We start from the raw sequence: 22,605 nt of genomic DNA, 5'->3' as shown, positions 1-22,605 counted from the left end.
CGCTTTTTTGCAACCTGCGAACGCCCTTTCAGGCTTTACTTACGGGAGGTCTTCTTGACTAAGCCAGCCATACTCGCCCTTGCTGATGGCAGCATTTTTCGCGGCGAAGCCATTGGAGCCGACGGTCAAACCGTTGGCGAGGTAGTGTTTAACACTGCCATGACAGGCTATCAGGAAATCCTTACCGATCCTTCCTATGCCCAGCAAATCGTTACTCTGACTTACCCGCATATCGGTAACACCGGCACCACCCCTGAAGACGCCGAGTCGGATCGCGTCTGGTCTGCTGGCCTGGTGATTCGTGATCTGCCGCTGGTTGCCAGCAACTGGCGCAACAAGATGTCACTGGATGATTACCTGAAAGCCAACAACGTTGTGGCAATCGCAGGGATCGACACCCGTCGCCTGACCCGCATTCTGCGTGAGAAAGGTGCACAGAACGGCTGCATCATGGCCGGTGACAACATTTCCGAAGAAGCGGCCATCGCTGCAGCGCGCGGCTTCCCGGGCCTGAAAGGCATGGACTTGGCGAAAGTCGTCAGCGTCAAGGAATCTTACGAGTGGCGCTCCAGCGTCTGGTCCTTGAAGACCGACAGCTGCCCTGAAATTGCCGCATCTGAATTGCCATACCACGTCGTGGCCTATGACTACGGCGTCAAGGTCAACATCCTGCGTATGCTGGTCGAGCGCGGCTGCCGCGTAACCGTCGTTCCGGCTCAAACGCCTGCCAGTGAAGTGCTTGCCTACAAGCCTGATGGTGTCTTCCTGTCCAACGGCCCTGGCGATCCGGAGCCTTGCGACTACGCCATCCAGGCGATCAAGGAAGTGCTGGAAACCGACATTCCGGTATTCGGTATCTGCCTGGGTCACCAACTGCTGGCGCTGGCGTCCGGTGCCAAGACGGTGAAGATGGGTCACGGCCACCACGGTGCCAACCACCCGGTACAGGACCTGGACACCGGCGTTGTGATGATCACCAGCCAGAACCACGGTTTTGCGGTGGATGAAGCAACACTGCCAGCCAATGTTCGTGCGATCCACAAGTCGCTGTTCGACGGCAGCCTGCAGGGCATCGAGCGTACCGACAAAGACGCGTTCAGCTTCCAGGGGCACCCTGAAGCAAGCCCGGGCCCGGCGGACGTTGCTCCGCTGTTTGATCGCTTCATCGAAACCATGGCCAAGCGACGCTAAACGGTTGCCTTGAGAATGTAACGCGCAGCGCCGGGCTGGACCTGGATGAAACGTCCGGCGAAGACCGCCCGGTGGCTGCAAAGAAGTTCAAGACGGCTTGCCGACTGACCTACGGATTTGAGTGACAAACCCATGCCAAAACGTACAGACATTAAAAGCATCCTGATTCTCGGCGCCGGTCCTATCGTGATCGGTCAGGCCTGTGAATTCGATTACTCCGGCGCCCAGGCCTGTAAAGCCCTGCGCGAAGAGGGTTACCGCGTCATCCTGGTGAACTCCAACCCAGCGACCATCATGACCGACCCGTCGATGGCCGACGCGACCTACATCGAACCGATCAAATGGCAGACCGTTGCCAAGATCATCGAAAAAGAACGTCCAGACGCCGTGCTGCCAACCATGGGTGGTCAAACCGCTCTGAACTGCGCACTGGACCTGGAGCGCGAAGGCGTTCTGGCGAAGTTCGGCGTCGAGATGATCGGTGCAAACGCCGACACCATCGACAAGGCTGAAGACCGTTCGCGTTTCGACAAGGCCATGAAGTCCATCGGTCTGGACTGCCCGCGTTCGGGTATTGCCCACACCATGGAAGAGTCCTACGCGGTACTGGAAAAGCTCGGCTTCCCGTGCATCATCCGTCCTTCGTTCACCATGGGCGGCACCGGTGGCGGTATCGCGTACAACCGTGAAGAGTTCGAAGAAATCTGCACCCGTGGTCTGGACCTGTCGCCAACCAAGGAACTGCTGATCGACGAATCGCTGATCGGCTGGAAAGAATATGAAATGGAAGTTGTCCGCGACAAAAAGGACAACTGCATCATCGTCTGCTCCATCGAAAACTTTGACCCGATGGGCGTTCACACCGGCGACTCGATCACTGTTGCGCCAGCGCAGACGCTGACTGACAAGGAATACCAGATCATGCGTAACGCCTCCTTGGCGGTACTGCGTGAAATCGGCGTTGAAACCGGTGGTTCCAACGTTCAGTTCGGTATCTGCCCGGACACTGGCCGCATGGTTGTGATCGAGATGAACCCGCGTGTATCGCGTTCCTCGGCACTGGCTTCGAAAGCGACCGGTTTCCCGATCGCTCGCGTCGCCGCCAAACTGGCTATCGGTTACACCCTCGACGAGCTGCAAAACGAAATCACCGGCGGCAAGACTCCGGCGTCTTTCGAGCCTTCGATCGACTACGTTGTGACCAAGCTGCCACGCTTTGCCTTCGAGAAGTTCTCCAAGGCTGACGCTCGCCTGACCACGCAAATGAAGTCGGTCGGTGAAGTCATGGCAATCGGCCGGACCTTCCAGGAATCCCTGCAGAAAGCATTGCGCGGTCTGGAAGTGGGTGTCTGCGGTCTTGATCCGAAGCTGGACCTGACCAACCCGGAAAGCATGAGCACCCTCAAGCGTGAGCTGACCGTGCCGGGCGCCGAGCGTATCTGGTACGTGGCTGATGCCTTCCGTGCGGGCATGACGGTCGAAGAAATCTTCGCCATGAACATGATCGATCCGTGGTTCCTGGTGCAGATCGAAGATCTGATCAAGGAAGAAGAGAAGGTCAAGACCCTGGGTCTGTCGGCTATCGACCGCAACCTGATGTTCCGCCTCAAGCGTAAAGGCTTCTCCGATGCGCGTCTGGCCAAGCTGCTGGGTGTGACCGAGAAGAACCTGCGTACTCATCGTCACAAGCTGGAAATATTCCCGGTCTACAAGCGCGTTGACACCTGCGCAGCCGAGTTCGCCACTGACACCGCCTACCTGTACTCGACGTACGAAGAAGAGTGCGAAGCAGCGCCGACCGGTCGCGACAAGATCATGATCCTGGGTGGCGGTCCTAACCGTATCGGCCAGGGTATCGAGTTCGACTACTGCTGTGTGCATGCGGCCCTCGCCCTGCGCGAAGACGGGTACGAGACCATCATGGTCAACTGCAACCCGGAAACCGTATCCACTGACTACGACACTTCTGATCGCCTGTACTTCGAACCGGTAACCCTGGAAGACGTGCTGGAAATCGTCCGTGTCGAGAAGCCTAAAGGCGTGATCGTGCAGTACGGCGGTCAGACGCCTCTGAAACTGGCTCGCGCTCTGGAAGCGGCCGGTGTGCCAATCATCGGCACCAGCCCTGACGCTATCGACCGTGCTGAAGACCGTGAGCGCTTCCAGCAAATGGTTGAGCGCCTGAACCTGCGTCAGCCGCCTAACGCCACCGTGCGTAGCGAAGACGAAGCGATTCGCGCAGCTGCAAAAATCGGTTATCCGCTGGTTGTTCGTCCGTCCTACGTACTGGGCGGCCGTGCCATGGAAATCGTTTATCAGGAAGACGAACTCAAGCGTTACCTGCGTGAAGCGGTGCAAGTGTCCAACGACAGCCCGGTGCTGCTGGATCACTTCCTGAATTGCGCCATTGAAATGGACGTCGATGCAGTCTGCGACGGTACTGACGTGGTGATCGGCGCGATCATGCAGCACATTGAGCAGGCGGGTGTTCACTCTGGTGACTCGGCTTGCTCCCTGCCTCCGTACTCGCTCCCGGCTCATATCCAGGACGAGATGCGCGAGCAGGTGAAGAAGATGGCGCTGGAGCTGGGCGTAGTTGGCCTGATGAACGTGCAGCTGGCGTTGCAGGGCGAAGACATCTACGTGATCGAAGTGAACCCGCGTGCCTCGCGTACCGTGCCGTTCGTTTCCAAGTGCATCGGTGTTTCCCTGGCAATGATCGCGGCTCGCGTCATGGCTGGCAAAACCCTGAAAGAGCTGAACTTCACCAAAGAAATCATCCCGAACTTCTACAGCGTGAAAGAGGCGGTATTCCCATTCGCCAAATTCCCTGGCGTTGACCCGATCCTCGGCCCAGAGATGAAGTCGACCGGTGAAGTGATGGGCGTAGGTGATACGTTTGGTGAAGCATTCGCCAAAGCCCAGATGGGTGCCAGCGAAGTATTGCCGACTGGCGGCACTGCTTTTATCAGCGTGCGTGACGACGATAAGCCGTTGGTGGCTGGCGTTGCGCGTGATCTGATCAGCCTTGGTTTCGAAATCGTCGCCACTGCCGGTACCGCCAAGCTGATTGAAGCGGCGGGCCTCAAGGTTCGTCGCGTCAACAAGGTGACCGAAGGCCGTCCGCACGTTGTCGACATGATCAAGAATGATGAAGTGACGCTGATCATCAACACGACCGAGGGTCGTCAGTCGATCGCTGATTCCTACTCCATCCGTCGTAATGCCCTGCAGCACAAAATCTACTGCACCACCACGATTGCTGCGGGCGAAGCCATCTGCGAAGCGCTGAAATTCGGTCCGGAAAAGACCGTGCGTCGCTTGCAGGATCTACATGCAGGATTGAAGGCATGATCAAATATCCAATGACTGTCCAGGGCGCGAAAGCCCTGGAAGAAGAACACGCTCACCTGACCAAGGTGGTTCGCCCGAAGCTCAGCCAGGACATTGGTACTGCGCGTGAGCTGGGTGACCTGAAGGAAAACGCTGAGTACCACGCTGCTCGTGAGCAGCAGGGTATGGTTGAAGCGCGGATTCGTGACATTGAAGGCCGGATTCAGAATCAGGTCATCATCGATGTCACAACCATCCCGCACACCGGCAAAGTGATTTTCGGCACCACCGTGGAAATCGCCAACGTCGAGACCGATGAGCGCGTTACTTACCACATCGTGGGTGAGGATGAGGCTGACTTCAAACTCGGCAAGATTTCGGTAGGTTCACCATTGGCCCGCGCCTTGATTGCCAAGGAAGAGGGTGACGTGGTGGCCGTGAAGACACCGGGTGGCATTATTGAGTACGAGATTGTTGAAGTCCGCCACGTTTGAGGCAAGTCGCCCGTTCTCGGCGGGCGCATTGATCTGGCAGCTTGCCCAGACGTTTTGGGTGGGCGGCATGATCTTGCTGCATCTGGCTATGCTGACGGTGCTGGACCAAACCGGTCTGGCGCCGTTGTTGATCAAGGAGCTTGCCGGTCACTCCGGTGCGTTGCTGGTGGGGGTTGCAGCGTCATGTGCAGCCCTGCAGATGGCAGTGTTGCTGGGTGTTGAGCGGTTTGCAGGTATCTGGCGGGATGTGCGCGGACAGTTATTGTTCGTCGCCATACTGTCGGCAGTCAGCTATTACAGCTTCCGGCTCTGGTTGCCGGGTGCGGTGAGCTGGCAGTTGGTGAGTTATCTGGTGTTGGGAGTGTCCGGCTTGCTGCTGGTTTTGCAACCTGCACCGGGAAGCAGCACCAGGGCGCGCTGACGCGGCCCTGGCTGTTTGCATCAAACTGCGCGGTGGACGTTTGAGAGCTGCTTGTTTACCTTTGGGTTCTTGCGGTAGATCAGCGCCATCTTGCCGATGACCTGTACAAGATCCGCAGATCCGGCCTTGCACAGTTCGGCAATGGCTTGAAGGCGGCTTTCGCGGTCCAGGATGTTGAGTTTGATCTTGATCAGCTCGTGATCGCTCAGTGCGCGCTCCAGTTCGGCAAGCACACCTTCGGTCAAACCATTGTCAGCCACGATCAAAACCGGTTTCAGGTGGTGGCCAATGGATTTGTACTGTTTCTTCTGCTCTTGAGTGAGCGGCATAATCTGACCTCTGCGTCTGATCTTGTAAAAAGCGGCGGCCAGTTTACCCGAGCGAGTCCGGGACCGCCCACTTAATCACGACTCGATTATTTTTGAGGTGCCCCGTGGCCCGTTCCAAGACAAGCCATAACTGGCTCAAAGAACACTTCGACGACAAATACGTCAAAATGGCGCAAAAGGACGGATATCGTTCGCGCGCCAGCTACAAGCTGCTCGAGATTCAGGAAAAGGACAAAATCATCCGTCCAGGCATGACCGTAATTGACCTGGGCGCGGCCCCTGGAGGCTGGTCGCAGGTGACCAGTCGTCTGATTGGCGGTCAAGGTCGGTTGATTGCGTCAGATATTCTGGAGATGGACAGCATCCCTGATGTCACCTTTATTCAAGGGGATTTCACTGAAGATGCAGTGCTGGCGCAAATTCTGGAAGCGGTCGGTAATACACAGGTAGACCTTGTGATTTCCGATATGGCCCCCAATATGAGTGGATTGAGCGCTGTCGATATGCCTCGAGCAATGTTTCTTTGCGAGTTGGCACTCGATCTTGCAGGGCGTGTTTTGCGGCCTGGTGGTGACTTTCTGATCAAGGTTTTCCAAGGGGAAGGCTTTGACATGTACCACAAGGACATCCGCAAGCTGTTCGACAAGGTTCAGATGCGCAAGCCTTCTTCATCGCGTGATCGTTCCCGCGAGCAGTATTTGCTGGGGCGTGGTTTCCGCGGAATTGAAGGGTCGGCAAGCGTTGAGCGCCTTTGAGGTGCAGCGATAGATTTTTTTAAATGGCCTTGTCGATGCAGCATCACCGAGCATCGTGTAGTCAAAGTTTCACAAAGGGTTACAGACGGTGCCTGCCACATCTGCGGGTTCTGTAGTAAGTTAGGCCGGTGAATATCATGCGAGGCACGCTCTGCGTGGAGCTTGCTTCAGAGGGTAGCTAATTGAACGATATGGCAAAGAATTTGATCCTGTGGTTGATCATCGCGGCTGTCCTTGTGACGGTGATGAACAACTTCTCCAGCCCTAACGAGCCGCAGACCCTCAACTATTCCGAGTTCATCCAGCAGGTGAAGGATGGCAAGGTCGAGAAAGTTGCAGTGGATGGCTACGTCATTACGGGCAAACGTACTGATGGCGACTCCTTCAAGACCATTCGTCCGGCTATTCAGGACAATGGCCTGATCGGCGACCTGGTCAACAACAACGTGGTTGTTGAGGGCAAGCAGCCTGAGCAGCAAAGCATCTGGACTCAGTTGCTGGTAGCCAGCTTCCCGATTCTCGTGATCATCGCTGTCTTCATGTTCTTCATGCGCCAGATGCAAGGTGGTGCGGGAGGCAAGGGCGGTCCGATGAGCTTCGGCAAGAGCAAGGCGCGCCTGCTCTCTGAAGATCAGGTCAAGACGACATTGGCTGACGTCGCGGGTTGCGATGAAGCCAAGGAGGAAGTGGGCGAGCTGGTTGAGTTCCTCCGTGATCCGGGCAAGTTCCAGCGTCTGGGTGGCCGGATTCCTCGCGGCGTACTGATGGTAGGCCCACCGGGTACCGGTAAAACCTTGCTGGCCAAGGCTATTGCGGGCGAGGCGAAGGTACCGTTCTTCACTATTTCCGGTTCTGACTTCGTTGAAATGTTCGTGGGGGTCGGCGCAAGCCGCGTTCGCGACATGTTCGAACAGGCCAAGAAACACGCTCCTTGCATCATCTTCATCGACGAAATCGACGCTGTAGGTCGTCATCGTGGTGCTGGCATGGGCGGTGGTCACGATGAGCGTGAGCAGACTCTCAACCAGTTGCTGGTCGAGATGGATGGTTTCGAAATGAATGACGGCATCATCGTCATCGCCGCAACCAACCGTCCTGACGTACTGGACCCGGCTTTGCTGCGTCCAGGTCGTTTCGACCGCCAGGTTGTGGTTGGTTTGCCTGATATCCGTGGCCGTGAGCAGATCCTCAAGGTTCACATGCGCAAAGTGCCGATGGGCGACGACGTCAACGCGGGTGTTATCGCCCGTGGTACGCCTGGCTTCTCCGGTGCCGACCTTGCCAACCTGGTCAACGAAGCATCGCTGTTTGCTGCCCGTACCGGTAAGCGCATCGTTGAGATGAAAGAGTTTGAGCTCGCTAAAGACAAGATCATGATGGGCGCTGAGCGCAAATCCATGGTCATGTCCGAGAAAGAGAAGCGCAACACGGCTTATCACGAAGCGGGTCACGCAATCGTGGGTCGGGTGGTGCCAGAGCATGATCCGGTTTACAAGGTGTCGATCATCCCTCGTGGTCGTGCGCTGGGTGTCACCATGTTCCTCCCTGAGGAAGATCGTTACAGCCTGTCCAAGCGTGCTTTGATCAGTCAGATCTGCTCGTTGTATGGCGGTCGGATCGCTGAAGAGATGACCCTTGGGTTTGACGGTGTTACCACTGGCGCTTCCAACGACATCATGCGGGCCAGTCAGATTGCCCGGAACATGGTGACCAAGTGGGGTCTGTCCGAGAAGCTGGGTCCTCTGCTGTACGGTGAAGACGAAGACCAGGGCTACCTGGGTCGTGGCGGCGGTGGCTCAAGCAGTGGTTTGTCGGCTGATACCTCGCGCTTGATCGACTCCGAAGTTCGCAGCATTATCGATCAGTGCTACGGCACCGCCAAACAGATCCTCACCGACAACCGTGAGAAGCTCGACGCGATGGCAGATGCGTTGATGAAGTACGAAACGATTGATGCTGAGCAGATCGACGATATTATGGCTGGCCGTACTCCGCGCGAACCGCGCGATTGGGAAGGTGGTTCGGGTACTCCTGGTACTCCGGTAACACCTCCGGATGTTCGTCCGGAAGCCCCGATCGGTGGTCCTGCTGCTGAACACTAAGGCCTGACATGAATCCTGTGCTGTACCCGACCCGGTTGCCTTGCGGCAACCGGGTTCTTGATTTGTCCCGTACGCATGTTATGGGCATTCTCAATGCAACTCCTGATTCCTTCTCCGATGGCGGTCGCTACACCCATCTCGATGCCGCCCTGCGGCATGCCGAAGCGATGGTTGCTGCGGGTGCCACGCTGATTGATGTCGGCGGCGAATCAACTCGTCCGGGCGCGCGTGCCGTATCGCCCACTGAAGAGCTTGAGCGCGTGGCTCCTGTCGTGGAGGCGCTGAATCGCGAGCTGGACGTTATCATCTCGGTGGACACCTCCACGCCTGCTGTCATTCGTGAAACCGCTCGGCTGGGGGCAGGGTTGATCAATGACGTTCGCTCATTGCGTCGTGATGGTGCGCTGGATGCGGCGGCTGCGACCGGGCTCCCTGTGTGCCTGATGCACATGCGTGGCGAGCCTGGCGATATGCAGGATGATCCTCGTTATGACGATCTGGTCGCTGAAGTCGGTGCGTTTTTGCGCGAACGGATGGATCGGTGTGGTGTTGCGGGTATTCCTGAAGAGCGCATCATTCTGGATCCGGGTTTTGGTTTTGCCAAAAGCCTCGATCACAATCTGAGCCTGTTCAAGCATATGCAGGAATTGCATCTGCTGGGCCGCCCGCTATTGGTTGGTGTCTCGCGCAAGAGCATGATTGGCGGTGCGTTGGGGCGTCCGGTCGGCGAACGTCTGTTTGGTGGTCTTGCTCTCGCCGCGTTGGCGATGACCAAGGGCGCAAGAATTCTACGTGTGCATGATGTGGCCGAAACGGTCGATGTCGTGCGGATGATTGCCGCGGTTGAAGCGGCGCAATAAGAATACGGAGCATCCATGATTACCAAGAAATATTTCGGAACCGACGGCATTCGTGGTCGAGTGGGGCAATTCCCTATTACTCCCGAATTCATGCTGAAACTCGGTTGGGCAGCAGGCATGGCGTTTCGACGTCTTGGCGCCTGCCGCATTCTGGTAGGCAAGGACACGCGAATCTCCGGGTATATGTTCGAGTCGGCGCTTGAGGCGGGTCTGTCTGCCGCTGGCGCCGATGTGATGCTGTTGGGGCCGATGCCTACGCCTGCCATCGCTTACCTGACGCGCACTTTTCATGCGGAAGCCGGCATCGTGATCAGCGCTTCGCATAACCCGCACTACGATAACGGCATCAAGTTCTTCTCGGGTCAGGGCACCAAATTGCCCGACGAGATCGAGTTGATGATCGAGGAGTTGCTCGATGCGCCGATGACCGTCGTTGAGTCGGAAAAGCTGGGCAAGGTTTCGCGTATCAATGACGCTGCGGGCCGTTATATCGAATTCTGTAAAAGCAGCGTGCCGACCAGCACCGATTTTGCCGGCCTCAAGCTGGTGGTCGACTGCGCCCATGGCGCGACCTACAAGGTGGCGCCAAACGTCTTCCGTGAGCTGGGCGCTCAAGTGACCGTTTTGTCTGCTCAGCCCAATGGCCTGAACATCAATGAAGATTGTGGCTCCACGCACATGGGGGCGCTGCAGGCTGCCGTGCTCGCCGAGCATGCAGACCTCGGCATTGGTTTCGATGGAGATGGCGACCGCGTCTTGATGGTTGATCACACGGGCGCTGTTGTTGATGGTGACGAGTTGTTGTTCATCATTGCCCGTGATCTCCATGCGCGTGGCCGCCTGCAAGGTGGCGTCGTGGGTACGCTGATGAGCAATCTGGGGCTTGAGCTGGCTCTGGCTGATCTGGATATCCCGTTTGTTCGCGCGAACGTGGGTGATCGTTATGTGATTGCCGAGCTTCTGGAGCGCAATTGGCAGATCGGTGGTGAGAACTCCGGTCACGTCGTCTGCTTCCAGCACACCACTACCGGGGACGCAATTATTGCAGCGCTGCAGGTTCTGCTTGCGCTGCGTCGCAACGGAGAAAGTCTTGCGCAGTCGCGTCAGGCGCTTCGCAAGTGCCCGCAAGTATTGGTCAACGTCCGGTTTTCGGGCGGTGTTGATCCGGTCACGCACCCCGCTGTCAAAGAGGCTTGCGACCGAGTAACGGCAGCCATGGAGGGTCGCGGTCGCGTGTTGCTGCGCAAGTCCGGGACCGAGCCACTGGTGCGCGTGATGGTTGAAGGCGAGGACGAAGTACAGGTTCGCGGTTACGCCGATGAGCTCGCAAAACTGGTTGCTGAAGTTTGCGCCTGATTTCGGCTTGCCAGTGTTGAAAGTGTTGGGTAACATCTGCGCCCACTTTGACCGACGAGGTACAGCATGCGTCGCCCTATGGTAGCTGGTAACTGGAAGATGCACGGTACCCGCGCCAGCGTCGCTGAGCTGATCGAGGGCCTTGCAGAGCAGGTCCTCCCAAGCGGTGTTGATGTGGCGGTGTTTCCGTCGAGCCTGCACGTAAGCCTGGTGGTTGAAGGTTTGCAGGGCAAATCAATTTCTGTGGGTGCGCAGAACTGTGCGCATGAAGCAGGGCAGGGTGCCTTGACCGGCGAAGTTTCGTCGAGTCAATTGGCTGATGCAGGTTGCAAGCTGGTACTTGTCGGTCACTCGGAGCGTCGCCAGATTATGGGCGAGAGCGATGATGTGCTGATTCGCAAGTTCGCTGCAGCTCAGGCAAGCGGCCTTACGCCGGTGCTGTGTATCGGCGAAACCCTCGAAGAGCGTGAAGCTGGCAAAACGCTTGAAGTGGTCGGGCAGCAGCTCGACAGCATCATCGTAGCGCTGGGCGTCAATGCTCTTGTGAATGCAGTAATCGCTTACGAGCCAGTCTGGGCCATCGGCACTGGGCTGACCGCTTCGCCTCAACAGGCGCAGGACGTGCACGCAGCCATTCGTGCGCAGTTGGCGAAAGAGAATGCTGAGGTCGCACAAGGCGTGCGACTTCTTTATGGCGGCAGCGTGAAGGCGGCCAATGCGGTCGAACTGTTCGGCATGCCGGATATCGATGGGGGGCTCATTGGTGGTGCCTCCCTGAATGCAGCTGAGTTCGGTGCGATTATTCGCGCCGCGGGAAACTGAAAAAATGCTGGAAACAGTCGTAGTCGTTTTTCATCTGTTGGCCGCTCTGGGCGTTGTTGTCCTGGTTCTGCTGCAGCAGGGTAAGGGTGCGGACGCTGGCGCGTCTTTCGGAGCAGGGGCATCAAATACTGTCTTCGGAAGCCAAGGTTCCTCTACCTTTCTTAGTAAGTTTACTGGTATACTCGCCGCAGCTTTTTTCATAACCAGCTTGGGGTTAGGTTACTTTGCTAAAGAGAAAGCTCATGAGCTGACTCAGGAAGGTTTGCCAGATCCAGCGGTAATGGAAGTGAAGCAAAAACCGGCAGCAGATGATGTTCCGGTGCTCGAAGGGCAAAAGCCAGCGGTTGTTCCAGCTGACGTACCTCAAGCTCCCGAGCAGAAGTAAGGTTTCAACAGGCAGTGATGTTCGAGGCTGCCAAAGATGTATTGCCGAGGTGGTGGAATTGGTAGACACGCAACCTTGAGGTGGTTGTGCCCATAGGGTGTAGGGGTTCGAGTCCCCTTCTCGGTACCAATTATCAGGAGAGCCCGCTGTTGCGGGCTTTCTTGTAGGTGGAAGGTTACATTGACCCTGCAAGGGATCGGTCGTATACTTCCGCCCCAGCTTTGTCGCGGGGTGGAGCAGTCTGGTAGCTCGTCGGGCTCATAACCCGAAGGTCGTCGGTTCAAATCCGGCCCCCGCAACCAGTTTAAGGAGCCCCTTTTAAGGGGCTTTTTGTTAGCTGGACACTTTCAACGCCGCTGTTCGACGGCGTTTCAAGGATGGGCGTTTCGCCCATTTTTTTATTTTGCATAGCATGCACATACATGCACGAGGGGGTTCAGGTGTCGAGCAAGCTAGAAGAGTTGCAGGCCTTGCTGGCCCCGGTGGTCGTGGCCCTGGGCTATGAATGCTGGGGTATTGAGTTTTCGGCTCAAGGTCGCCACTCAATGTTGCGCGTTTATATCGATAAAGAGGGCGGTGTGCTGGTGGACGATTGCGCCATCGTGAGCCGTCAGATCAGCGGTGTTCTTGATGTTGAAGATCCGATCTCCGTTGAATACACCCTTGAAGTTTCCTCGCCTGGCATGGAACGCCCACTGTTCACTATTGAGCAGTTCGCAAAATTTGCCGGTGAACAAGTGAAGATCAAGCTGCGTTCGCCTTTCGAAGGACGACGCAACTTTCAGGGCCTTCTGCGTGGTGTAGAAGAGCAGGACGTTGTGGTGCAGGTAGAAGACCACGAGTTCCTGTTGCCGATCGATATGATCGACAAGGCCAACATTATTCCCACGTTTGACTGATACGTGCCAAATACTGCGGATCCCGCGGATCCAATGGCTTGCGAAAGGCGAGGCGTACGATGAGCAAAGAAGTACTGCTGGTTGTTGAGTCGGTGTCCAATGAAAAGGGCGTTCCGGCAGATGTGATTTTTGAAGCGCTTGAGTTGGCCCTGGCCACCGCGACAAAAAAACGTTTTGAAGATGAAGTTGAGCTGCGTGTAGAGATCAACCGTCAGACGGGTAACTACGAGACTTTCCGTCGCTGGACAGTAGTCGAAGATGAAGATCTTGACGATCCAGCGTACGAGCTGGCTGTCGATCAGGCTCAAGAGAAAAGGCCAGGTGCTGTAGCCGGTGACCTGATCGAAGAAAAAATCGAATCCATCGAGTTCGGCCGTATAGCCGCGCAGACTGCCAAGCAAGTTATTGTGCAGAAAGTTCGCGAAGCCGAGCGTGCGCAAGTGGTTGACGCCTATCGTGAACGACTGGGCGAAATCATCTCCGGCACTGTCAAGAAAGTTACCCGCGACAACGTTATCGTTGACCTGGGCAACAATGCCGAAGCGCTGCTGGCTCGTGAAGACATTATTTCCCGCGAAACCTTCCGTGTAGGTGTCCGTCTAAGGGCTCTGCTGAAGGAAATTCGCACTGAAAACCGTGGTCCGCAGCTGATTCTGTCGCGTACAGCGCCAGAGATGCTGATTGAGCTTTTCCGCATTGAAGTGCCGGAAATCGCTGAAGGTCTGATTGAGGTGATGGCTGCCTCTCGTGACCCGGGCTCACGTGCAAAAATCGCTGTTCGCTCCAAGGACAAACGAATCGACCCGCAAGGTGCCTGTATTGGCATGCGTGGTTCGCGAGTTCAGGCTGTTTCGGGCGAACTGGGTGGCGAACGAGTGGATATCGTCCTGTGGGATGACAATCCGGCTCAATTCGTCATCAACGCGATGTCCCCGGCTGAAGTGGCGGCAATCATCGTAGATGAAGACGCCCATGCAATGGACATCGCGGTCGGTGCCGACAACCTGGCTCAGGCCATTGGTCGTGGCGGTCAGAACGTGCGTCTGGCCAGTCAACTGACCGGTTGGACCCTGAACGTAATGACCGAATCGGACATCCAGGCCAAGCAGCAAGCAGAAACCGGCGACATCCTGCGCAACTTCATCGACGAGCTGGAAGTCGACGAAGACCTGGCGCAAGTGCTGGTAGATGAAGGCTTCACCAGCCTGGAAGAGATTGCCTATGTACCGGTGGAGGAGATGCTCAACATCGACGGCTTTGACGAGGAAACCGTCAACGAGCTTCGTGCTCGGGCCAAGGATCGTTTGTTGACCAAAGCCATCGCTACAGAGGAAAAGCTGGCAGACGCCCATCCGGCCGAAGACCTGCTCTCGCTTGAGGGTATGGACAAGGATTTGGCGATGGAACTGGCGGTGCGCGGCGTAATTACCCGCGAAGACCTGGCCGAGCAGTCTATTGACGATCTGCTCGACATCGACGGCATTGATGATATTCGTGCCGGCAAGTTGATCATGGCCGCCCGAGCCCACTGGTTCGAGTAATTAGGCGCGGCCTGAGGAGAGAAGTGCATGACGCAAGTCACGGTGAAACAACTGGCCGATGAGGTCAAAACACCGGTAGAGCGCCTGTTGCAGCAGATGCGTGAGGCAGGTCTGCCGCACACCGCCGCCGAAGAAAAGGTGACTGACAGTGAGAAGCAATCTTTGCTGACTCACTTGAAAAGCAGTCACAAGGCGAAAGTGGAAGAACCACGCAAGATCACGCTGCAGCGTAAAACCACCAGCACCCTGCGTGTTGCTGGCAGCAAAAGCATCAGCGTTGAAGTACGCAAGAAAAAAGTATTCGTGCAGCGCAGCCCGGAAGAAATCGAGGCCGAGCGCAAGCGCGAGCTTGATGAACGTCGCGCCGTAGAAAATGCTGCTCGTCAGAAGGCTGAAGAAGAAGCCAAGCGCCGCGCCGAAGAAGAAGCGCGTAATCAGCCTTCAGCGCCAGCACCTGCTGCCTCTGAAGCCGTAGCTGCGCCAGGTCCGGTTGCCCAGCCTGTTCAGGAAGCACCTGCTGCACCTGCTCCGGCACCGGTTGCCGAAGTGCGCAAGCGTGATGAACAGCGTCGCCCGGACAAACCGCGCAGCGATGATCGCAACGCTCGTGGTGGTGATGGCGATCGCAAGAACGCCCCGCATCGCGCCTCTGTTAAAGAGAAAGCGCCAGCGCCACGCGTTGCACCGCGTACCACTGACGAAGAAAGCGATGGCTTCCGTCGTGGTGGTCGTGGCAAGGCCAAGCTGAAGAAGCGTAACGCTCACGGCTTCCAGAGCCCAACCGGTCCTCTGGTTCGTGACGTGAAAATCGGTGAGACCATCTCTGTCGGCGACCTGGCACAACAAATGTCGGTCAAGGCAGCTGAGATCATCAAGTTCATGTTCAAGCTGGGCACCCCAGCCACCATCAACCAGGTTCTGGATCAGGAAACTGCCCAACTGGTTGCTGAAGAACTGGGCCACAAAGTGACCCTGGTCAGCGACACCGCCCTGGAAGATTCCCTGGCAGAATCGCTGAAGTTCGAAGGTGAGACGTTCTCCCGTGCTCCGGTTGTGACCGTAATGGGCCACGTTGACCACGGTAAGACTTCCCTGCTCGACTATATCCGTCGTGCCAAGGTTGCTGCTGGCGAAGCCGGTGGTATTACCCAGCACATCGGTGCTTACCACGTTGAAACCGAACGCGGCATGGTCACGTTCCTCGACACCCCGGGTCACGCTGCGTTTACCGCAATGCGTGCTCGTGGTGCCAAGGCGACTGACATCGTGATTCTGGTCGTTGCTGCTGACGACGGCGTGATGCCACAGACCATCGAAGCCGTGCAACACGCCAAGGCTGCCGGTGTTCCGCTGGTAGTTGCAGTGAACAAGATCGACAAGCCGGGCGCTGACCTGGACCGCATCCGCAGTGAACTGTCGGTTCACGGCGTGACGTCCGAAGAGTGGGGCGGTGAAACACCGTTCGTTTCGGTCTCCGCGAAGATGGGTACCGGTGTTGACGAGCTGCTCGAAGCGGTACTGCTGCAGGCTGAAGTTCTGGAACTGACTGCAACTCCGTCGGCTCCTGGCCGTGGTGTTGTTGTCGAATCGCGTCTCGACAAGGGCCGTGGTCCAGTCGCTACTGTTCTGGTTCAGGACGGTACGCTGCGTCAGGGCGACATGGTCCTGGTCGGTTCGAACTATGGCCGCGTCCGCGCCATGCTCGACGAGAACGGCAAGCCAATCAAGGAAGCGGGTCCATCCATTCCGGTCGAGATTCTCGGCCTGGACGGTACACCGGACGCTGGCGACGAGATGAGCGTAGTGGCTGACGAGAAGAAAGCCCGTGAAGTGGCTCTGTTCCGTCAAGGCAAGTTCCGCGAAGTCAAACTGGCCCGTGCTCACGCTGGCAAGCTGGAGAACATCTTCGAGAACATGGGCCAGGAAGAGAAGAAGACGCTCAACATCGTCCTCAAATCTGACGTCCGTGGTTCCCTGGAAGCTCTGCAGGGCGCATTGAACGGCCTGGGTAACGACGAAGTGCAAGTGCGCGTAGTCGGCGGCGGTGTCGGTGGTATCACCGAGAGCGACGCTAACCTGGCGCTGGCTTCCAACGCTGTACTGTTCGGTTTCAACGTGCGTGCCGATGCTGGCGCTCGCAAGATCGTCGAGCAGGAAGGTCTGGATATGCGTTACTACAACGTGATCTACGACATCATCGAAGACGTCAAGAAAGCCCTTACCGGTATGCTTGGCAGCGATGTTCGGGAAAATATCCTGGGTATTGCCGAAGTGCGTGACGTGTTCCGTTCGCCGAAGTTTGGCGCGATCGCTGGTTGCATGGTCATCGAAGGCGTTGTCTTCCGTAACCGTCCGATTCGCGTACTGCGTGAAGACATCGTTATCTTCGAAGGCGAGCTGGAATCCCTGCGTCGCTTCAAGGATGACGCTTCCGAAGTTCGTGCCGGCATGGAGTGCGGTATCGGCGTCAAGAGCTACAACGACGTCAAAGTCGGTGACAAGATCGAAGTCTTCGAGAAGGTCCAAGTGGCTCGCAGCCTCTAAGTCGCGAGCTATAGGAGCCATGGCAGGTCTTCGCATGCAAATGCCGCAGACCCTGTCATGGGCTCAACACGCAACGCCCGGTCCGACATCTGTCAGGCCGGGCGTTTGCCGCTTTCAGACCGCGAGGGTTTCGCCCCCGGTCAGTATCAGGTAGCAAAACATGGCAAAAGAATACAGCCGTACCCAACGCATTGGCGATCAGATGCAGCGTGAGCTGGCTCAACTGATCCGTCGCGAAATCAAGGACCCGCGTGTCGGTCTGGTCACCATCACTGCGGTTGATGTAAGCCGCGACGTGGGTCACGCCAAGATTTTCATGACCGTCATGGGTCAGGACAGCGCAGAAGAAATTTCGCAGACCATCAAGGTGCTGAACTCCGCTGCAGGCTTCCTGCGGATGCAACTGGCCCGTGAAATGAAACTGCGCAGCGTGCCTCAGTTGCACTTCCACTACGACGAAAGCGTCGTGCGTGGTGCGCACCTGTCGGCCCTGATCGAACGTGCAGTTGCCGAAGACGGCCAGCATGCCGGTGACGCGCCGCAAAGCACCAAGCCAGCAAGCAACGAGGAATAAGGCGTGGCTCAGGTCAAGCGCATTCGTCGTAACGTCAGCGGGATCATCCTGCTCGACAAACCGCTGGGCTTCACTTCCAACGCGGCTTTGCAAAAGGTGCGTTGGTTGCTCAATGCCGAGAAAGCCGGCCACACCGGCAGCCTCGACCCTTTGGCCAGTGGCGTCCTGCCATTGTGCTTTGGTGAAGCCACCAAGTTCTCGCAATACCTGCTCGATTCAGACAAGTCCTACGAAACCCTGGCGCAGTTAGGTAAAACCACGACTACCGGCGATGCCGAAGGTGATGTTTTACAGACGCGTCCGGTGACCGTTGGTCGTGCCGATATCGAGGCGGTTTTGCCGGAATTTCGCGGTGAAATCAGTCAGATACCACCCATGTACTCTGCGCTCAAGCGTGACGGGCAGCCGCTCTACAAGCTCGCTCGTGCCGGGGAAGTAGTGGAGCGCGAACCGCGTTCTGTTACTATTGCGCGCCTGGAATTGCTCGAAAGTGACGTAGACACTGCACGCTTCTCGGTCGATTGCAGCAAAGGTACATATATACGTACCCTGGTAGAAGACATTGGTGAGAAACTGGGTTGCGGTGCTTATGTCGCGCAACTGCGTCGTACACAGGCCGGACCTTTCAGCTTGACCCAGACGGTCACCCTGGAAGAGTTGGAGCAAGTGCACGCCGACGGCGGTAACGAAGCGGTTGATCGCTTCCTGATGCCATCGGACAGCGGTTTGCAGGACTGGCCGTTATTGCAGTTTTCGGAACACAGTTCGTTTTACTGGTTGCATGGTCAGCCAGTAAGAGCACCGGACGCGCCGCAATTCGGCATGGTTCGGGTGCAGGATCACAATGGTCGCTTCATCGGTATCGGTGAAGTGAGCGAAGACGGGCGGATCGCGCCACGTCGTTTGATTCGGTCAGAATGACCGAACCCCGGGGCATGTGAATGATCCGGGAGAGGATGGCTGTTAACAGGCACGGTCATTCCTCATCTTTTAATACAAGGGTTTGCCCTTGGCCTGTTGAAACCGCTCTTCGGAATGGTTTCCTGATAAAAGGATTGCCCACATGGCACTCAGCGTTGAAGAAAAAGCTCAGATCGTAACCGACTACCAGCAAGCTGTTGGTGACACTGGTTCGCCAGAAGTGCAAGTTGCACTGCTGACCGCCAACATCAACAAACTGCAAGGCCACTTCAAGGCCAACGGTAAAGATCACCACTCGCGTCGTGGTCTGATCCGTATGGTAAACCAGCGTCGTAAGCTGCTGGATTACCTGAAAGGTAAGGACGTTAGCCGTTACAGCGCCCTGATCGGTCGTCTGGGTCTGCGTCGCTAATAACGACTCGGATAGAGGTTGGTTGTCTGTCGTTGTCTTACCGTTTTTCGGTAAGGCTGGCAGGCTCCCAGCCTCTAGTTGTATCTGGACAGTCGTGGGGCCGATTCCCCGCACCGCCCAAGAATTCGCAAGAAACCAGTTCCCCAAGAGCCACAAAGAAGGTAGGAAACCGTGAACCCGGTAATCAAGAAATTTCAATTCGGTCAATCGACCGTAACCCTCGAGACTGGCCGTATTGCCCGTCAAGCTTCAGGTGCTGTATTGGTCACCGTTGACGACGACGTCACCGTACTTGTGACTGTGGTCGGCGCCAAGACAGCAGACCCAAGCAAAGGCTTCTTCCCACTTTCCGTGCACTACCAGGAAAAAACCTACGCTGCAGGTAAAATCCCTGGTGGCTTCTTCAAGCGTGAAGGCCGTCCTTCCGAAAAAGAAACCCTGACTTCCCGTCTGATCGACCGTCCGATCCGTCCGCTCTTCCCGGAAGGCTTCATGAACGAAGTGCAGGTTGTCTGCACCGTCGTTTCCACCAGCAAGAAAACCGATCCGGACGTCGCTGCGATGATCGGTACTTCGGCTGCTCTGGCAATCTCCGGCATTCCTTTCGATGGCCCGATCGGCGCAGCTCGCGTTGCTTTCCACGAAAGCACCGGCTACCTGCTGAACCCGACCTACGAGCAACTCAAGGCTTCGAGCCTGGACATGGTTGTAGCCGGTACAGAAGAAGCCGTTCTGATGGTTGAATCGGAAGCCAAAGAGCTGACTGAAGACCAGATGCTGGGCGCAGTACTGTTCGCCCACGACGAATTCCAGTCGGTGATCAAGGCTGTTAAAGAACTGGCCGCCGAAGCTGCCAAGCCTACCTGGGCCTGGACGCCGAAGCCTGAAGCCACTTCGCTGCTGAGCGCTATCCGCGCTGAGTTCGGCGACGCGATTTCCCAGGCTTACACCATCACTGTAAAAGCTGACCGTTACGCGCGTCTGGGCGAGCTGAAAGATCAGATCGTTGCCAAACTCGCTGTAGAAGAAGGCAGCCCGTCTGCCAGCGAAGTCAAAGCAGCTTTCGGTGAAATCGAATACCGCACCGTTCGTGAGAACATCGTTAACGGCAAGCCACGTATCGACGGTCGCGACACTCGCACTGTGCGTCCGCTGAACATCGAAGTCGGTGTTCTGCCGAAGACTCACGGTTCGGCTCTGTTCACCCGTGGCGAAACTCAGGCACTGGTTGTTGCCACTCTGGGTACCGCACGTGACGCGCAGTTGCTCGATACCCTGGAAGGCGAGAAAAAAGACCCGTTCATGCTGCACTACAACTTCCCTCCGTTCTCGGTGGGCGAGTGTGGTCGTATGGGCGGTGCTGGGCGTCGTGAAATCGGTCACGGCCGTCTGGCTCGCCGTTCGGTTCAGGCCATGCTGCCTGCCGCTGACGTGTTCCCGTACACCATCCGTATCGTCTCGGAAATCACCGAGTCCAACGGTTCCAGCTCCATGGCTTCCGTTTGCGGTGCTTCCCTGGCGCTGATGGACGCTGGTGTACCGATGAAGGCACCTGTTGCCGGTATCGCCATGGGTCTGGTTAAAGAAGGCGAGAAGTTCGCCATCCTGACCGACATCCTGGGTGACGAAGACCACCTGGGCGACATGGACTTCAAAGTAGCCGGTACCGCTAAAGGTGTTACCGCGCTGCAGATGGACATCAAGATCAAGGGCATCACCGAAGAAATCATGGAAATCGCTCTGGGCCAAGCCCTGGAAGCGCGCCTGAATATCCTTGGCCAGATGAACCAGATCATTGGTCAGTCGCGTACTGAGCTGTCGGAAAACGCTCCGACCATGATCGCGATGAAAATCGACACCGACAAAATCCGTGATGTTATCGGTAAAGGCGGCGCGACCATCCGTGCAATCTGTGAAGAGACCAAAGCCTCGATCGATATCGAAGACGACGGCTCGATCAAGATCTTCGGCGAAACCAAGGAAGCAGCTGAAGCGGCACGTCAGCGCGTTCTGGGTATCACTGCTGAGGCCGAGATCGGCAAGATCTATGTGGGCAAGGTTGAGCGCATCGTCGACTTCGGCGCATTCGTCAACATCCTGCCTGGCAAGGACGGTCTGGTTCACATATCCATGCTGAGCGATGCTCGCGTTGAGAAAGTGACTGACATCCTGAAAGAAGGCGAGGAAGTCGAAGTGCTGGTACTGGACGTCGACAACCGTGGCCGCATCAAGCTGTCGATCAAAGACGTTGCTGCTGCGAAAGCATCGGGCGTCTGATCTGTCGATCAGCAAGTAACAGAAAAGGGATCCTTCGGGATCCTTTTTTTATGTGTGTAATTAAGTAGTTACGGAACTTTCTTGTGAGGCGGGCAAAGCATGCATCTTGCACGCGAAAGTAGTGACGAGCGGGCAATCTGCACGATTCCGAAATTCAGGTGTTTTTATAAGTGTCTGATTTTATTGGCTTTTAAGGCTGTTTCATTCTTGGCACAGCGCTTGCGATATATATCAGTAACCCTGCTGCCACTTGCTGGCGCAGTTTCTGAGAAAAACAGGAGTTACTCGTATGAAGAAGTTCGCTATTGCTGCTGCCACCGCTACTGCACTGACTCTGACTATGGCCAACGCTGCCTTCGCTCAGACCGCCGCTACCCCAATGGTTGTAGCTGCTAACACCACTACTCAAGAAGTGAAAGAAGATACTTCTGACACTTGGATCACCACTAAAGTCAAAGCTGACCTGCTGACTGAAAAAGGCATCCCAGGTTCGGACATCAAGGTTGAGACCAACAAAGGTGTGGTTTCCCTGTCCTCCATGGTCAAAGTGACCGAAGCTCAGAAAAACACTGCCGTCGCTATCACCAAGAAAATCAAAGGTGTTAAAGACGTATCGGCCGCAGGCCTGAAAGCTGAGTAATCAGACATTCATCGCTGAACGAGTAAAGGGATTGGCGGGTGGCCTGGATGGGTAACCGCTGATTCTGGAAAGGTTCATGCGAAGGACTACAGGGATGTGGTCATTAAAAGCCCCGGCGGAAACGTCGGGGCTTTTTCTATGGTTCTAAAATACAGCTCTGCAATTTAAATCCATTACCTGTAGGAGGTCGCTCAGTGTTCCTGACACAGCGCTGTCGCGCAGCAAATGGGGACCTGTAGGAGCGCGCTTGCCCGCGATGGGATCTGGTCAGGGAGCGCATTTTTCGCTGACGCACCGCAGGCCTGCAGAAAAAAGATTTAAATTCGAGCAGTTATTTTATGGTTGGTGAGAGCTGCCGAAGGCTGCGATGCATTCATCCTGATGCAACGTCATCGCAGCCTTCGGCAGCTCCTACAAGATTAGAGGGTGTTCCCTTCAATTCCCGCGCTTGCTGTCTATTCTTACCAGCCTCCCACCTTCGAAGCGCAGGTACTGATACATGCCGTGGTCTGGTCCGTAGATCCATTCTTCAATCTTCACCTCTTCGGACTGGCGGTAATTGCCGCTGAATGTCTCCTTGGTGCCGATGACTTCCTGGCTGACGGGGATACCGCATTTCTGCTGCACCTCGAACGCACGGTCCCCCGCGCTGATGAGTTGGCTGCCGCAGCGCAAAGTAGAAGCCTGAGCTGAAGCCGACAGTGCCGCCAGCACTGCGAAACATGAAATTAAATAAATGCGCATAGCGT

21 protein-coding genes and 2 tRNA genes are annotated in these 22,605 nt (G+C 56.4%); 20 read left to right on the top strand and 3 right to left on the bottom strand.

What is annotated here, in order from left to right; genetic code table 11:
• Window positions 1-54 precede the first annotated feature (54 nt).
• The gene (gene carA, locus K3169_RS25480; protein WP_099268119.1) at window positions 55-1,191 is read left to right on the top strand and encodes a glutamine-hydrolyzing carbamoyl-phosphate synthase small subunit; all 1,137 of its coding nucleotides are present in this window, start codon (window positions 55-57) and stop codon (window positions 1,189-1,191) included.
• Here the strand turns inward: carA and K3169_RS25475 are convergent.
• Window positions 1,188-1,343 carry a hypothetical protein gene (locus tag K3169_RS25475; RefSeq protein WP_161628587.1) on the bottom strand — a complete coding sequence of 52 codons (156 nt, stop codon included), beginning with the start codon at window positions 1,341-1,343 and terminating at the stop codon, window positions 1,188-1,190. The genes carA and K3169_RS25475 overlap by 4 nt on opposite strands.
• Between K3169_RS25475 and carB the strand changes: the two genes are divergently transcribed.
• Genes carB through K3169_RS25460 form a run of 3 tightly spaced genes read left to right on the top strand, consistent with a single transcriptional unit; the run spans window position 1,324 to window position 5,439 of the window.
• On the top strand, window positions 1,324-4,545 hold the full coding sequence (carB, locus tag K3169_RS25470; protein ID WP_263268632.1) for a carbamoyl-phosphate synthase large subunit: 3,222 nt from the start codon (window positions 1,324-1,326) through the stop codon (window positions 4,543-4,545). The genes K3169_RS25475 and carB overlap by 20 nt on opposite strands.
• Window positions 4,542-5,018, top strand: a complete 477-nt coding sequence (greA, locus tag K3169_RS25465) for a transcription elongation factor GreA (RefSeq protein ID WP_099268117.1) — start codon at window positions 4,542-4,544, stop codon at window positions 5,016-5,018. Before carB ends, greA begins: the two co-directional genes overlap by 4 nt.
• Window positions 4,996-5,439 carry an MFS transporter gene (locus K3169_RS25460; protein WP_263268629.1) on the top strand — a complete coding sequence of 148 codons (444 nt, stop codon included), beginning with the start codon at window positions 4,996-4,998 and terminating at the stop codon, window positions 5,437-5,439. The genes greA and K3169_RS25460 overlap by 23 nt, the downstream gene beginning before the upstream one ends.
• A 20-nt stretch (window positions 5,440-5,459) precedes the next feature.
• On the opposite strand, the gene K3169_RS25455 is transcribed toward K3169_RS25460, so the two are convergent.
• Window positions 5,460-5,768: a YhbY family RNA-binding protein gene (locus K3169_RS25455; protein WP_027900317.1), complete on the bottom strand. Its 309-nt coding sequence runs from the start codon at window positions 5,766-5,768 to the stop codon at window positions 5,460-5,462.
• Window positions 5,769-5,872: 104 nt separating this feature from the next.
• On the opposite strand from K3169_RS25455, the gene rlmE reads away from it, so the two are divergent.
• The 16 genes from rlmE to K3169_RS25375 all read left to right on the top strand — a co-directional run bounded on the left by rlmE (window position 5,873) and on the right by K3169_RS25375 (window position 21,856).
• Window positions 5,873-6,523 (top strand): 23S rRNA (uridine(2552)-2'-O)-methyltransferase RlmE, encoded by a 651-nt coding sequence (gene rlmE, locus K3169_RS25450; protein ID WP_027900318.1) that lies wholly within the window; start codon window positions 5,873-5,875, stop codon window positions 6,521-6,523.
• Between the two features lie 191 nt (window positions 6,524-6,714).
• Window positions 6,715-8,625, top strand: coding sequence for an ATP-dependent zinc metalloprotease FtsH (ftsH, locus tag K3169_RS25445; protein WP_027900319.1), 1,911 nt, complete (start codon window positions 6,715-6,717; stop codon window positions 8,623-8,625).
• An 8-nt stretch (window positions 8,626-8,633) separates the two neighbouring features.
• Window positions 8,634-9,485: a dihydropteroate synthase gene (folP, locus tag K3169_RS25440; protein ID WP_231675973.1), complete on the top strand. Its 852-nt coding sequence runs from the start codon at window positions 8,634-8,636 to the stop codon at window positions 9,483-9,485.
• 18 nt (window positions 9,486-9,503) lie between these two features.
• Entirely contained in the window at window positions 9,504-10,841 is a 1,338-nt protein-coding gene (gene glmM, locus K3169_RS25435; protein ID WP_049826944.1) for a phosphoglucosamine mutase, read from the top strand.
• A gap of 66 nt (window positions 10,842-10,907) precedes the next feature.
• Window positions 10,908-11,663 carry a triose-phosphate isomerase gene (gene tpiA, locus K3169_RS25430; RefSeq protein ID WP_122396376.1) on the top strand — a complete coding sequence of 252 codons (756 nt, stop codon included), beginning with the start codon at window positions 10,908-10,910 and terminating at the stop codon, window positions 11,661-11,663.
• 4 nt (window positions 11,664-11,667) lie between these two features.
• Window positions 11,668-12,048 (top strand): preprotein translocase subunit SecG, encoded by a 381-nt coding sequence (gene secG / locus K3169_RS25425; protein WP_027900323.1) that lies wholly within the window; start codon window positions 11,668-11,670, stop codon window positions 12,046-12,048.
• A 43-nt stretch (window positions 12,049-12,091) separates the two neighbouring features.
• Window positions 12,092-12,177, top strand: a tRNA-Leu gene (locus K3169_RS25420).
• A 96-nt stretch (window positions 12,178-12,273) separates the two neighbouring features.
• A tRNA-Met gene (locus tag K3169_RS25415) sits at window positions 12,274-12,350 on the top strand.
• Between the two features lie 138 nt (window positions 12,351-12,488).
• Entirely contained in the window at window positions 12,489-12,947 is a 459-nt protein-coding gene (gene rimP, locus K3169_RS25410) for a ribosome maturation factor RimP (protein WP_027900324.1), read from the top strand.
• A 59-nt stretch (window positions 12,948-13,006) separates the two neighbouring features.
• Window positions 13,007-14,488, top strand: a complete 1,482-nt coding sequence (nusA, locus tag K3169_RS25405) for a transcription termination factor NusA (protein WP_027900325.1) — start codon at window positions 13,007-13,009, stop codon at window positions 14,486-14,488.
• A 27-nt stretch (window positions 14,489-14,515) separates the two neighbouring features.
• Window positions 14,516-17,032 carry a translation initiation factor IF-2 gene (gene infB, locus K3169_RS25400; protein ID WP_263268622.1) on the top strand — a complete coding sequence of 839 codons (2,517 nt, stop codon included), beginning with the start codon at window positions 14,516-14,518 and terminating at the stop codon, window positions 17,030-17,032.
• A gap of 160 nt (window positions 17,033-17,192) precedes the next feature.
• Complete coding sequence (rbfA, locus tag K3169_RS25395) at window positions 17,193-17,606, top strand: 30S ribosome-binding factor RbfA (RefSeq protein WP_027900327.1); 414 nt, start codon at window positions 17,193-17,195, stop codon at window positions 17,604-17,606.
• A gap of 3 nt (window positions 17,607-17,609) precedes the next feature.
• Entirely contained in the window at window positions 17,610-18,527 is a 918-nt protein-coding gene (gene truB, locus K3169_RS25390) for a tRNA pseudouridine(55) synthase TruB (RefSeq protein ID WP_255881559.1), read from the top strand.
• A gap of 142 nt (window positions 18,528-18,669) precedes the next feature.
• Window positions 18,670-18,939 (top strand): 30S ribosomal protein S15, encoded by a 270-nt coding sequence (gene rpsO / locus K3169_RS25385; protein WP_002555121.1) that lies wholly within the window; start codon window positions 18,670-18,672, stop codon window positions 18,937-18,939.
• 171 nt (window positions 18,940-19,110) lie between these two features.
• Window positions 19,111-21,216: a polyribonucleotide nucleotidyltransferase gene (pnp, locus tag K3169_RS25380; RefSeq protein WP_027900330.1), complete on the top strand. Its 2,106-nt coding sequence runs from the start codon at window positions 19,111-19,113 to the stop codon at window positions 21,214-21,216.
• 289 nt (window positions 21,217-21,505) lie between these two features.
• Entirely contained in the window at window positions 21,506-21,856 is a 351-nt protein-coding gene (locus K3169_RS25375; protein WP_099268112.1) for a BON domain-containing protein, read from the top strand.
• 435 nt (window positions 21,857-22,291) lie between these two features.
• Here the strand turns inward: K3169_RS25375 and K3169_RS25370 are convergent, their stop codons facing one another.
• On the bottom strand, window positions 22,292-22,600 hold the full coding sequence (locus tag K3169_RS25370; protein ID WP_027900332.1) for a DUF2845 domain-containing protein: 309 nt from the start codon (window positions 22,598-22,600) through the stop codon (window positions 22,292-22,294).
• Window positions 22,601-22,605 lie beyond the last annotated feature (5 nt).

The organism is Pseudomonas phytophila (genome assembly GCF_025643095.1).
Taxonomy (GTDB): domain Bacteria; phylum Pseudomonadota; class Gammaproteobacteria; order Pseudomonadales; family Pseudomonadaceae; genus Aquipseudomonas; species Aquipseudomonas quasicaspiana.
Note: the sequence above shows the minus strand (reverse complement) of the source record. Positions and strands in the feature narration are given on the sequence as shown.